A 12,064-nucleotide genomic window follows, 5' to 3' on the forward strand; every position below is an offset into this window, starting at 1 on the left:
AGCCGTGTCGGATCGCGTCCGGCGAAGACGGTTTTGCTTACTTTTGCCAAGACAAAAGTAAGCCGCGCGACAGCGCGGAAGCCCTGTCCTTGATCTTCGCTCCTGCGATTGATCTTTTGCTTCGAATATCAAGGTCGTAAAGCGACGAGCGAAGGAGCAAGCAAGTGCAGAGCTTTCGCTCGCTGCGCGTGCGAGTCCCTTTTGGATGGACCCAAAAGGAACCAAAAAGTCCTTTCGCCGGACGCGAGCCGACGCGATGAAGCCGCATCGGTCCCCTCCGCTCCTCGCCTGACGTGGTACGCAGCCCAAACTCGCTGCGCTCAGACATGGGCTGCTCTTCGGCCACGCCAGCCTCCGGTGCTCGGCTCGCTTTACGGCTCGATTCAAGTCAAAGGCTGAAAGCCAAAGCCAAAGCCAAAGCCAGAGTCACAGTCAAAGCACAGGCAAAAACAAAGGCAAACCGAAGCCGAGCCCAAGGCCAAAAGCCGAGACAGAAACAGTCACCCACCTACACGCCACCCATCACCCGCCCCGGTATGCTGACGCCCCCGGAAAGCGTCACGGATGTCGCCATGGGTATGTGGTCTCCGCTCGAGATGTTCTGCCTGCTGGCGGGCCTGGTCGTCTGGGCCGTAGCCAGTGTCGTCAGCGTGCGTCTGGTGCTCGCGCACCGGCGCGTGTGGCCGCCGGAAGTCGTCGAGCACGGCGCCGCGTTTCCGACGCTGCCCACGCATGCGCTACTGGCCGCGCTCGATGCGCTGTTGGCGAACGGACGGATCGGTGTCGCCGAACACGCGGCGCGGCGTCGGGATCTGATGCTGGAAGCGGTCGGTCTCGGTCGTTAGGACGACGACACACGAAGCCCGCTCAGAAGATCCGCGCCAGCCATTCGGTCGCGGCGGTGGCGAGCGTGCCGCTGAGCACGCCGAAGAAGCCGATCGCAACGATCCCGCCGACCCACGCCCACACCATCAGCGCGCCGTCGCGTTCCAGCAGCGCCAACGCGTAAGCCAGCAGCAGCAGGCCGAACACGTAGTTGGTGAACGGAATCGGCAGCGCCAGCAGCACGCCGAGCAGCACCAGCTGCAGGCCGGTGAACATCGCCGCGGCGCGGTGGTCGAGCACGCCGGGCAGGCGCGGGCGGCTGAAACGCTCGACGCGGCGCAGCCAGGGCTCGAGCACGGTTTCGAAGCGCTGCACCGCGCTGCGGTGCGGGCCGCGTTCTGCGATGAAGCGGGGCAGCCAGGGTTTGCGCAGGCCGATCAGCAGTTGCGCGCCGACCAGTGCGACCAGCGGGCCGCCGATCGCGCCGCCGACGCCCGGAATCGGGATGAAGGCGGGCAAGGTGGCGACGAACAGCATCATGCCGAACACGCGCTTGCCCAAGCCGATCAGCAGATCGGCGAAGCGCAGCTGGTCCTCGGGATCGCCCAGCGCCATCGCGGCGAGCAGTTCCCGCGTGCTGGCTTCCTCGCGCGAGGGGATCTCAGGCGTCATCGCCGCCCGCGTCCGCATCCGGGAGACGCTGCAACAGCAGCTTGTCGACGCGCGGGCCGTCGAGGTCGACGATCTCGATGCGCCAGCCGTGCCATTCGAAATACTCCGCCACGTTCGGAATACGGCTGAAGCGCGCGATCGTCATGCCGGCCGCGGTGTGGAAGATGTGCTCGTTCTCGCCCGGCAACGGTCCACCGCCCAGCAGTTCGCGCAGCGCGCCGGTCGGCAGCGTGCCGTCGACCAGCATCGAGCCGTCCTCGCGCATCACCACCAACGGCGTCGCGTCGAGTCCGCTGCTCTGCGTGCGACCGATCACCGCTTCCATCACGTCGTTGAGCGTGACCATGCCGGTGATGTCGCCGTACTCGTCGACCACCAGCGCCAGCGACTGCTGGTTCTCGCGCAGGATTTCCAGCAGCTTCATCGCCGGCGTCGATTCCGACACGAACAGCGGCTCGCGCAGATACTTGAACAGGTCGAATTCTTTCTTCTCGAGCCTGTCGATCAGCGACTTGATCTCGAGCACGCCCACCACGTCCGAGTCGTTGCCGCGGAACACCGGATAGCGTGAGTAGGGTGTCTCGCGCATCTCAGCGAGGTTCTCCTCGAAGCCGGCGGCGATGTCGAGCCAGGCGATGCGCGTGCGCGGCGTCATCAGGCTTTCGGCGTCACGGTCGCCGAGCGTCAGCACCCGGTTGACCATGTTGCGTTCGTCGGCGTCGATCACGCCCTGCTCGTGGCCTTCGCTCACCAGCATGCGGATTTCTTCTTCCGACACCTGCGCCGCTTCGGTCTTGTCGAGGCGCAGCAGCTTCAGCACCCCGCGCACGCTGGCGCTGAGCAGCCACACCGCCGGCGTCGCTGCGCGCGACAGCCAGTGCATCGGCAGCGCGACCAGCGACGCCAGCCGCTCGGGTGCGAGCAATGCCAGGCGCTTGGGCAGCAGTTCGCCGAACACGATCGTCAGGAACGTGATCAGGCTGACCGCGAGCACGGTGCCGACGGTCGAAGCGTAGGTGCCCAGGATCGGCAGGCTGGTTGCGAGCCACGTGCCGATCAGGCTGCCCAGCGCGTCGCCGCCGAGCATGCCGGTCAGCACGCCGATCGTCGTGATGCCGACCTGCACGGTCGACAGGAAGCGCTCGGGATGTTCGGCGAGCTCCAGCGCGGCACGCGCGCTGCGGTGCTCGGCGGCCATCTGCTTGAGACGCGGTTTGCGGGACGTGACCACCGACATTTCCGACAACGCGAAGAACGCGTTGCAGGCGATCAGGGCCAGGACGATGAGGATCAGCTCGAGCATTGCCGGGGCCTCCTGCCGGATTGGAGACGATGCGGAGCATCGGGGGAGGCGTCAGCGGTGTGCGTCGCGGGGAGCGGTCTAGGGTCGTCGTCCATGTGAAAGATGAACAGCGCAAGGGGCGCGGCGGCGACTATAACAGGCTGCGATGTGACGACCGCCGTACACCCCGGGGCGGCCCGGGCTGGCCCGGAGTGTCATCGAACCGTCATAATCCGCGCCTTGCGCAGAGCGTCCGGTCCCGGGCGCGCGACTTCAAGGCGTCCCGGCATGTTCTCCCTGCAAACGATCTTCGGCCAAGGCAACCAGTTCTACACGCTGCTCGAGGAGGCCGCCGTGGCCGCGCACGACAGCACCGTCGCGCTGCATTCGATGCTCAAGGCGTCGGACCGCCAGCCGGCGCTGGACGCGTTCAAGCTGGCGCGCATGCGTGAGCGCGAGGCGTCGGACAAGATCAGTCAGGCGCTGGTGGACAGCTTCATCACCCCGATCGAGCGCGAGGACATCGAAGCGCTCGGCTCGGCGCTGTACAAGATTCCCAAGCAGGTCGAGAAGTTCGCCGACCGCTATTCGCTGGCGACGCGCCACCTCGAACACATCGACTTCGCGCCGCGCGCGGCGATGCTCGAGCAGGCTTCGGCGGTCGTGGTGAAGATGGTCAAGAGCCTGCGCAGCATGAAGCTCGAGCCGATGAAGGCGCTCAACGACGAGCTGCGCGCGCTGGAGAACGAGGCCGACCGGCTGATGCTCGAGCTCTACCGCGACATCTATTCGGGCAACCTCGAACCGCTGCAGATGTTCCTGCTCAAGGAGTTCTTCGAGATCCTCGAAAAGGCGATCGACCGCTGCCGCGAGGCGGGCGTGGTCGCCTACGAGATCGTGCTGAAGAACTCCTGACGGATTCCGGATCATGCTGACCCTCGTGCTGATCGTGGTCGCAACCGCGCTGGTGTTCGAATACATCAACGGGTTCCACGACACCGCCAATTCGATCGCGACCGTCGTCGCCACCAAGGTGCTGTCGCCGATGCAGGCGGTGGGCCTGGCCGCGTCGATGAACCTGATCGGCGCGCTGATGGGCACCGCGGTTGCGAAGACGATTTCCTCCGGCCTGATCGACGCCGGCGTCGTCGATGTCGGCTCGCAGCTGATCCTGTGCGCGCTGCTGGGCGGCATCGTCTGGAACCTGATTACCTGGTGGTGGGGCCTGCCGTCATCGTCGTCGCACGCGTTGATCGGTGGTCTGATCGGCGCCGCGCTGGCGGCTGCGTCCAATAATCTCGATGTGGTGATCTGGTCGGAGCCGGCGCAGCCGGTCTGGCACAGCGCGGGTGTGCTGTGGAAGGTCATCGTGCCGATGGTCAGTTCGCCGGTGCTGGGATTCGCCGCAGGCTTTCTGATGATGGGCGTACTGTTCTTCGCGATCTCGATGATGGCGCGCAGCGGCGGCGTGCTCGCGCGCATCGCGCGGCCGCGCTGGGTCAATGCGTTCTTCGGCAAGAGCCAGATCGTGTCGGCCGCCGGCATGGGCTTCGCGCACGGCATGAACGATGCGCAGAAGACGATGGGCATCGTCGCGCTCACCCTGGTCAGCGCGCAGAGCGTCGGCACGCTCGACAACCTGCCGGCCTGGCTCGCGTTCCTGCATCCGTCGGAAGCCGCGCTGGCCGAAGGCGACATCGACCTGTGGATCAAGATCACCTGCGCCGTGGTCATGGCCGCCGGTACCGCCGCGGGCGGCTGGCGCATCATCAAGACGCTGGGCCACAAGCTGGTCAAGCTGCACCCGATCCACGGTTTCGCCGCCGAAACCAGCGCCGCGTCGGTGATCCTGGCCGCGTCGTCGATGGGCATTCCGGTGTCGACCACGCACAACATTTCCGCCGCGATCATGGGCGTGGGCACGGCCAAACGCCTCAACGCGATCAAGTGGACGGTCGTCAACAAGATGATCTGGGCGTGGATCCTGACGATCCCGATGTCCGGCGGCATCGCCTACGGCCTGTTCCGGATGTTCCACCACTTCGGCTGGGTGTGATCCGCAGCGGCCGGCGTCTGTCGGCTGTTTGTTAGAGTCTCGGGACACCTGCATAGAGGATGTGCCCGTGTCCCGACTCGGCCTCACTAATATCTATCTGAAATGCGGACTGGTCCTGATCGTCATTGGACTGGTCTGCGCTGTCACGCTGTTCGCAGTGATGCCGCCGGCGAACAGCACGTCGTTCCAGTTGCTGATGTGGGGCGCGCAGGGTGGATTCCTGAGCGGCCTCGTGCTCTACATCATCGGACGCGTCGTGCACGCCACGCGCCAGTCGCGTCGGGCCTGATCTCGGCCGGCGCATGGCGGTCAAAAGCCCGGAAGCCGAAGACGCCTACGCGATCTCCCGCGCCCGCATTCTCGCCGCGATCCACGCGGTGCCGGTCGGCAGCGTCGCCGGTTACGGACACATCGCACGCCGCGCCGGTCTGCCAGGGCGAGCACGTCTGGTCGCGCGGGTGTTACGCGATCACGGCGATCCGGACCTGCCGTGGCATCGGGTCGTGCGCAGTGACGGCCGCATCGCATTTCCGGAATGCTCGCCGGGCTTCCGAGAACAGGCGCAGCGGCTGCGCGCCGAGGGCGTCACGGTGACGCGTGGCCGCGTGCGAATGCCGGCCGACGACACCCTCGACGCCGCGCTGTGGGGACCCGACGCACACGCCTGATCCGGCACGATCGTCTACACAGCGTCGCCGGTATCATGGCGCCGGAAAAAACGAGGAGTCCGGATGTTTCCGAGGTTGCCGCTGGCCGTCAAAGTGATCCTGGCCATCAACGTGGTCGTGTTCGTGTTGCAGCTGGCGATCGGCAATGCGCTCGCGCATTTCATGCTGTGGCCGCTGGGCGGCGCGGAGGCGGGCGGGCTCGGCTTCCAGCCGTGGCAGCTGGTGACCTACGGCTTCATGCACGACCCACGCAACATCGGGCATCTGGCATTCAACATGCTGGCACTGGCGATGTTCGGCTCGCAGCTCGAATACACCTGGGGCACCAGGCGCTTCGTCACCTACTACCTGGTCTGCGTGATCGGCGCGGGGCTGTGCCAGCTCGGCGTGGTGACGTGGTCGCTGGCGCAGGGCGCATTCCCGTATCCCACCCTCGGGGCATCGGGCGGCGTGTTCGGCCTGCTGCTGGCGTATGGCGTGCTGTTCCCGAACCAGCGGCTGGTGCTGCTGTTTCCGCCGATCCCGATGCGTGCGCGCACGCTGGTGATCGTCTACGGCCTGGTCGAGCTGGTACTCGGCATCACCGGTACACGCTCGGGCGTGGCCCACTTCGCGCACCTGGGCGGCATGCTGTTCGGTTGGCTGTTGCTGCAGCACTGGCGCGGGCGTCCGCCGTTCAACCGCGGTGGCGGCAAGCGGCACGTGCGCAGGGTCTGAGGCGCCCACTTTCATTGGGTTTCGATGGGTTTCGCTTCGGTCTACCCATCCTGCGAAAGCCTGGTCAGTCGACGCACGGCCGAGCGTCAGCCGAACACATCGCCTGACGCATCACAAGCCGCCCAAAAAAAATGCGCCGGACAAGCCGGCGCATTTTCGCGTCGCGAATTGGCCCCGGCTCAGCGCCAGATGCGCACCTGGTCTTCGGCCTTGCGGGTCATCGCATCGGTGGCGCCGCACTTGAAGGTCTCGGTGTAGACCGGCAGGTTCGCCACCGGACCGTTCGCGCGCCACTGGCCCGGCGCATGCACGCTGGTCGCGGCATTGCGGGTCGCGGTGTCGATGGCCGACTGCTGGCGCCACAGCTGCGCCCAGCCGCGGAAGAACGCTTCCTTGGCCGGCTGCGCGAGCTCCGGGTTCGCCTGCTGCAGCGCGTCCCATGCGAGTTCAACGCCGGCCAGGTCGGCGGCGTTCTCGTCACGCGTCAGCGCGCCGTTGACCTGCGAACCGGTCAGGCCCGGGTAGCCGTAGGCGTTGTACTGCGCGACGAGCTTGTCGGTGGCGGTCAGCCAGCCGGCGTCGTCGTCGGTGCTCCACCAGGTGCGCACGGTGCCGGTCGAATCGACCTGCTTGCCCTTGATGTCGATCGCGCGGCTCAGCTCGTGGCCGACCAGCGCGCCGTAGGTGCCGTAGTGCGTGGCGGCCTCGGCAGCGACGTCGAGCACCGGCGCCTGCAGCACGGCGGCGGACACGATCAGACGGTTCTGCGCGAGGTCGTAGGCCAGCGCCGGCGTCTGCGGCAGCACGTCCCAGCGACGACCGGCATTGGCCTGGCCGATGCGGCGCATTTCCTGCGCATGACGCCAGGTGGATGCGATCAGCATGTTGCTGCCGAAGCTGGCGCGGCCCATCGGCTGCACGGTGTAGTCGATGTCCTGCACCGGCGCGCCGATCTCGATCTTCAGCGCGGCCAGCTTGGCCTTGGCCTCGGTCTTCGCGGTCGAGGTCATCCAGGTGTTGCGCTCGATGCCGCGGCCCAGTGCATCGCGCACCTGGCCTGCGATCGTCTCGGCGCGGGCGCGGGTGGTGTCGGGCAGGTACGCGGCGACGTATTCGCGCGACATCATCGGACCGGCGGCGCGGTTGATCGCGCCCAGCGTCAGCTGCTGACGGCTCGGCTGCGCGGTTTCGCCACGCAGGATGCGGCCGTGGAAATCGTATTCGGCGTCGCGGAAGCTCTTCGACAGATACGGCGCCATCGCGTTGCCGATATGGAAGCGCAGGTAGGCCTTCCACTGTTCCGGCTTGAGCGCATTGACCAGCGTGTCGAGCTGGGTGAACAGCTCGGGATTCGCCAGCGACACCTGCGGTGCCTGCACGCTCTGCGCGGACAGGAACGTGCCCAGCTGCAGACGGCGGTACTGCTTGTCGAGACCGGCGGTGTCGACGAGCGCGTACTGCGCGCGCGGATCGCGCAGGTCGGCCAGCGGCTTGGAGACGGCCGCGATGCGGCGCTCCAGATCGATCACCAGCGCCGTCTCGGCGTCGAGGCGGTCTTCGGCGGTGCCGGTCAGCGCGAGGATGTTGCGCACGTACTGCGTGTACTGCGAGACGATCTGCTGGGTCTCGGCATCGCCACGGCTGTAGTACGCCGGGTCGGGCAGGCCGAGGCCGCCCTGGGTGAAGTAACCGACGTGGCGGTTGAGATCGGCGAGATCGACTTCGGCGCCGAACTCGAACAGCACCGGAATGCCGACCTGGTGCAGCGCGGCCAGTGCCGGCGCGATATCGCGCGTGCGGCGGATGCCGTCGATGCGGGCGATCAGCGGGGCGATCGGCTTGGCGCCATCGGCCTCGACCGCGGCCTCGTCCAGGCCACTGGCCCAGAAGTCGCCGAGCAGGCGCTGCACGTCGTTCTGCGGCGACGTCATCGCCTTGTTGAGCAGGTCGTGCTGCTGCGTGAGCGCGAGCGCCTGCAGTTCACCGAGCGCCGAACGCGTGCCCTGACCGGCGGCGACCATGTTCGCGGCCAGCCAGTCCTTGTTGGTGAAGCTGTAGAGGTCGGTGCAGGCGGTGACCGGCGGCGGTCCCTTCGGGGCGGCGGCGCGACGACGCTGGGCGTCGGCATCGGAACTCAGGCCGACCAGCAGTGCGATCGAGGCGGCGAGCAGGGCGGGGCGGGCAAGCGTGTGCTGGATCGGCATTGCGGAGTCCGTGCGGGCATGAATCGCGCAAGTCTAGCAAGCCGCGCGACGGCGGGACGGTGCGGGATTTCGCGTTCAGGGATGTGCGGCGAAAGACGTGGGGCAGATCGACTGTTGCGGGATGCAAAGGTCGCACTGCGCTCGCACTTTCATTTCGAAGACGTGGGCCTTCGGAGGAATGCCGTTGGCCCGGAACGCGGCGCGCGATCCTCAGCCCTCACCCGATGCGCTGCGCGCATCTACTCCGGATCAAGTCCGGGGCAGGCGCTTTCCCGGAGGGAGAGGTCACAAGAAGAAAAGACAAAGAAAAAGCCCGGCATCGCTGCCGGGCTTCCTGGTTACCGCGATACCGCGTGGATCACCAGATCACGACCTGCTGGTCACCGGTGCGGACCATCGGATCGCCGGGCTTGCACGAGAACGCGGCCGCGAACGCGGGCAGGTTCGACGGCGCGCCGACTGCGCGGAAGTTCGCCGGGGCGTGCGAGTCGGTCTTCAGCCGCACGTCGAGTTCCTGCGGGGTGAAGTTGCGACGCCACACGGTGGCCCAGTTGAGGAAGAAGCGCTGGTCGCGGCTCAGGCCGTCGGTCATCGGGTCCGGCGTGTCGCCGGCCGCCTTCTTCATCGCATCAAAGGCCGTCGCCAGACCGCCGAGATCGGCGATGTTCTCGCCCAGCGTGAGCTTGCCGTCGACGTGCTTGCCCGGCGCGGCTTCGTACGCGTTGAACTGCGAGGTCAGCAGATCGGTGCGGCCGGTGAAGCCGGTCGAGTCGGCCTTGGTCCACCAGTTCTCGAACTTGCCGGTCGGGCCGAAGCGGCTGCCCTGATCATCGTAGCCGTGGGTCATCTCGTGACCGATCACCGCGCCGATGCCGCCGTAGTTGATCTCGTCCGACGCGCTGGGATCGAAGAACGGCGGCTGCAGGATCGCAGCCGGGAACACGATCTCGTTCTGCAGCGGGTTGTAGTAGGCGTTGACCGTCTGCGGCGTCATGCCCCATTCGGTCTTGTCGACCGGCTGGCCGATCTTCGACAGCATCCACTTGTAGTTGAACTCGGTCGCGGCGAGCACGTTGCCGATGTAGCTGTCGCGCGAGGTCGACAGGCCGTCCCATGCGCGCCACTTCTCGGGGTAACCGATCTTCGGCGTGAACGAGGCCCACTTCTCCATCGCCTTGGCCTTGGTCTCGTCGCTCATCCAGGCCAGGTTCTCGATGCGCACCTTCAGCGATTCGCTGAGGTTCTTGACCAGCGTTTCCATGCGCGCCTTGGACTCGGCCGGGAACGCGACCTGCACGTACAACTGGCCCAGCGTTTCGCCGGCCTGGTCATTGAGCGTGTCGAGCACGCGCTTGCCACGTTCCTTGAGTTCCTTCTGACCACGCAGCTTGTTGCCGTAGAAGTCGAAGTTCTCCTGCACGAAGGCATCGCCCAGATACGGCGCGGCGCCGTCGACGAGGTGATAGCGCAGATAGCTCTGCCAGTCGGCGACCGGCGTGTCGCCGAGCATCGCGCTGACTTCCTTGTGGAAGTCCGGGATCGCCAGCGAGAACTTCTCCGGCACGGCGACGCCCTGCGATTCGAAGAACGTGGTCCACGGGAAGTTCGGGGTCAGCGCATCGGCTTCCGCCGGGGTGACCGGGTTGTAGAACAGCTTCACGTCACGCGACATCTCGACGCTGGACTTGGACTTCGACGCCAGGCGCGTTTCGAACGCCAGCACCGACTTGGCCTGCGTCGCCGCATCGGCGGCCGGCACGCCGGACAGTTCGAGCATCTTCGCCACGTGGGCGACGTACTGCGCGCGCACCGGGGCCTTGTCGGCATCGGTGTAGTAGCTGGTGTCGGGCAGACCCAGGCCGCCCTGCATCGCGTAGGCGATGTTCATGGTTGGCACGTCGAAATCGGCCTCGGGGCCGAAGCCGAACAGACCGCCTTCGCCGCGCGCATAGGTCTGGCGCAGGTACTCGGCAACCGCCGGGCCATCGGCCAGCGCTTCGATCGACGCCAGGCGGTCCTTCAGCGGCTCGACGCCCTGGGCGTTGATCTTCGCCTCGTCCATGCCGGTGGCCCAGAAGTCGCCGACGATCTTCTCGATGCCGGTCGCGGCGGTATCGGCCGCCGACTGCTCGGCAAGCTGGCGCTGGATGGCGGTCGAACGCTCGTCGAGCATCTCGAACGCGCCCCACGAGGTGCGATCACCTGGGATCGCATTGGCCGCGAGCCACTTGCCGTTCGCGTAGGCGTCGAAATCGGTACAGGCGTTCTTGCTGGTGTCGAGATCGCCGATCTCGAAGCGGTTCACGCCGGGCAGCGTGCTCTCGTCGAGCGTCAGCTTTTTGGGTGCGGCGGCATCCGTCGCCGGCGCGGCGGCCGTGGCCGGCGGGGTGTCCTGGTCGCCCGAACAGGCGGACAGCGCCAGCACCACCGAACAGGTCAGCAGCAGGCGCTTGGGAACGAAGGCAATCACGTGGAATCTCCGAAAGGAAGGACCGCCGGGCGACGCCCGGTGTGGGCGCACTCTACGCCTGCCCCGGAGGCGCCGGGGGTGTCGAAGGTCATGCGTGCGGGCGGGCCACCGGGGCGCGGGCGAGGTCGGGCCGTGCGCGGTTTTGCGGTTCGTGGCGATCCGCTTTTCAACGGCGGGTGACGTTCGACCCATGCGCGGCCGCGCGGGACAGGTGAGGATCGCGCCATCGTGCCGATGGCACAGGGAGACGCCCATGCTCGCGATCCGTGACCTGACCAAGACCTATGCCAATGGCGTGCGCGCCCTCGACGGCGTGACGCTCGACATCCCGCGCGGCATGTTCGGGTTGCTGGGTCCCAACGGCGCGGGCAAGTCCTCGCTGATGCGCACGCTGGCGACACTGCAATCGGCCGACGGCGGCAGCGTCACGCTCGATGGCAGCGACGGTCCGATCGACGTGCTGCGCGACAAGGATGCGGTGCGCCGCCAGCTGGGTTATCTGCCACAGGATTTCGGCGTGTATCCCAAGGTGAGCGCGCTGGATCTGCTCGAACACTTCGCCGTGCTCAAGGGCCTGACCGATCGCAAGCAACGGCGTGAGGTCGTCGACGGCCTGCTCGTGCAGGTGAACCTGTGGGATGCGCGCAAGCGCAAGCTCGGTACGTTCTCCGGCGGCATGCGCCAGCGCTTCGGCATCGCCCAGGCGCTGCTCGGCAATCCGCGTCTGGTGATCGTCGACGAGCCCACCGCCGGTCTCGATCCAGAAGAGCGCAACCGGTTCCTCAATCTGCTGGCGGCGATCGGCGAAGACGTGGTGGTGATCCTGTCGACGCATATCGTCGAAGACGTCACCGATCTCTGCCCGACGATGGCGATCATGAACCGCGGTCAGGTGCTCCTGACCGGGCGCCCGAGCGATGCGATCGAAGCGCTGTCGCAGCAGGTCTGGCGCAAGCAGGTCACCAAGGACACGCTCGCCGGTTACGAGGCTGCGCACACGGTGCTGTCGACGCGGCTGGTCGCCGGCCAGCCGGTGATCCACGTGCACAGTGCGGATCGTCCGGAGGACGGCTTCGTGCAGATCGATCCGGATCTCGAAGACGTGTACTTCCAGCGCCTGCGTCTGCAGGCGCGGCAGCAGGCCACGCCTGCGCCGGTCGTCTGACCGGA

11 protein-coding genes are annotated in these 12,064 nt (G+C 66.8%); 7 read left to right on the plus strand and 4 right to left on the minus strand.

Annotated elements, in window-relative coordinates; genetic code table 11:
* The first annotated feature begins 572 nt into the window (after nucleotides 1–572).
* Complete coding sequence (locus LU699_RS14025; protein WP_232137002.1) at nucleotides 573–845, plus strand: hypothetical protein; 273 nt, start codon at nucleotides 573–575, stop codon at nucleotides 843–845.
* A gap of 22 nt (nucleotides 846–867) precedes the next feature.
* Here LU699_RS14025 and LU699_RS14030 read toward each other — a convergent pair whose 3' ends face one another.
* Nucleotides 868–1,497, minus strand: a complete 630-nt coding sequence (locus tag LU699_RS14030) for an exopolysaccharide biosynthesis protein (protein ID WP_232137001.1) — start codon at nucleotides 1,495–1,497, stop codon at nucleotides 868–870.
* Complete coding sequence (locus LU699_RS14035) at nucleotides 1,487–2,800, minus strand: hemolysin family protein (RefSeq protein ID WP_232137000.1); 1,314 nt, start codon at nucleotides 2,798–2,800, stop codon at nucleotides 1,487–1,489. Before LU699_RS14035 ends, LU699_RS14030 begins: the two co-directional genes overlap by 11 nt.
* Before the next feature lie 267 nt (nucleotides 2,801–3,067).
* Between LU699_RS14035 and LU699_RS14040 the strand changes: the two genes are divergently transcribed.
* From LU699_RS14040 to LU699_RS14060, 5 genes are all read left to right on the plus strand, one after another.
* Entirely contained in the window at nucleotides 3,068–3,694 is a 627-nt protein-coding gene (locus tag LU699_RS14040) for a DUF47 domain-containing protein (RefSeq protein ID WP_232136999.1), read from the plus strand.
* A gap of 13 nt (nucleotides 3,695–3,707) precedes the next feature.
* Complete coding sequence (locus LU699_RS14045) at nucleotides 3,708–4,835, plus strand: inorganic phosphate transporter (RefSeq protein ID WP_232136998.1); 1,128 nt, start codon at nucleotides 3,708–3,710, stop codon at nucleotides 4,833–4,835.
* Between the two features lie 67 nt (nucleotides 4,836–4,902).
* Nucleotides 4,903–5,124 (plus strand): hypothetical protein, encoded by a 222-nt coding sequence (locus LU699_RS14050; RefSeq protein WP_232580215.1) that lies wholly within the window; start codon nucleotides 4,903–4,905, stop codon nucleotides 5,122–5,124.
* Between the two features lie 13 nt (nucleotides 5,125–5,137).
* Entirely contained in the window at nucleotides 5,138–5,503 is a 366-nt protein-coding gene (locus LU699_RS14055) for an MGMT family protein (protein ID WP_232136995.1), read from the plus strand.
* A 63-nt stretch (nucleotides 5,504–5,566) separates the two neighbouring features.
* Nucleotides 5,567–6,220, plus strand: coding sequence for a rhomboid family intramembrane serine protease (locus LU699_RS14060; protein ID WP_232136993.1), 654 nt, complete (start codon nucleotides 5,567–5,569; stop codon nucleotides 6,218–6,220).
* Nucleotides 6,221–6,399: 179 nt separating this feature from the next.
* Here the strand turns inward: LU699_RS14060 and LU699_RS14065 are convergent, their stop codons facing one another.
* Nucleotides 6,400–8,424 (minus strand): M13 family metallopeptidase, encoded by a 2,025-nt coding sequence (locus LU699_RS14065; RefSeq protein WP_232136992.1) that lies wholly within the window; start codon nucleotides 8,422–8,424, stop codon nucleotides 6,400–6,402.
* Between the two features lie 358 nt (nucleotides 8,425–8,782).
* Nucleotides 8,783–10,870 carry a M13 family metallopeptidase gene (locus tag LU699_RS14070; RefSeq protein ID WP_232137360.1) on the minus strand — a complete coding sequence of 696 codons (2,088 nt, stop codon included), beginning with the start codon at nucleotides 10,868–10,870 and terminating at the stop codon, nucleotides 8,783–8,785.
* Between the two features lie 277 nt (nucleotides 10,871–11,147).
* Here LU699_RS14070 and LU699_RS14075 point away from each other — a divergent pair, with 277 nt between their 5' ends.
* Nucleotides 11,148–12,059, plus strand: a complete 912-nt coding sequence (locus tag LU699_RS14075) for an ABC transporter ATP-binding protein (RefSeq protein ID WP_232136991.1) — start codon at nucleotides 11,148–11,150, stop codon at nucleotides 12,057–12,059.
* Nucleotides 12,060–12,064 lie beyond the last annotated feature (5 nt).

Source organism: Luteimonas fraxinea (assembly GCF_021233355.1).
Lineage (GTDB): Bacteria > Pseudomonadota > Gammaproteobacteria > Xanthomonadales > Xanthomonadaceae > Luteimonas > Luteimonas fraxinea.

Coding starts and splice junctions, on each gene's coding strand:
- LU699_RS14075 (WP_232136991.1), top strand. CDS start 11,148: ATGCTCGCGATCCGTGACCTGACCAAGACCTATGCCAATGGCGTGCGC.
- LU699_RS14030 (WP_232137001.1), bottom strand. CDS start 1,497: ATGACGCCTGAGATCCCCTCGCGCGAGGAAGCCAGCACGCGGGAACTG.
- LU699_RS14065 (WP_232136992.1), bottom strand. CDS start 8,424: ATGCCGATCCAGCACACGCTTGCCCGCCCCGCCCTGCTCGCCGCCTCG.
- LU699_RS14060 (WP_232136993.1), top strand. CDS start 5,567: ATGTTTCCGAGGTTGCCGCTGGCCGTCAAAGTGATCCTGGCCATCAAC.
- LU699_RS14035 (WP_232137000.1), bottom strand. CDS start 2,800: ATGCTCGAGCTGATCCTCATCGTCCTGGCCCTGATCGCCTGCAACGCG.
- LU699_RS14025 (WP_232137002.1), top strand. CDS start 573: ATGGGTATGTGGTCTCCGCTCGAGATGTTCTGCCTGCTGGCGGGCCTG.
- LU699_RS14055 (WP_232136995.1), top strand. CDS start 5,138: ATGGCGGTCAAAAGCCCGGAAGCCGAAGACGCCTACGCGATCTCCCGC.
- LU699_RS14040 (WP_232136999.1), top strand. CDS start 3,068: ATGTTCTCCCTGCAAACGATCTTCGGCCAAGGCAACCAGTTCTACACG.
- LU699_RS14045 (WP_232136998.1), top strand. CDS start 3,708: ATGCTGACCCTCGTGCTGATCGTGGTCGCAACCGCGCTGGTGTTCGAA.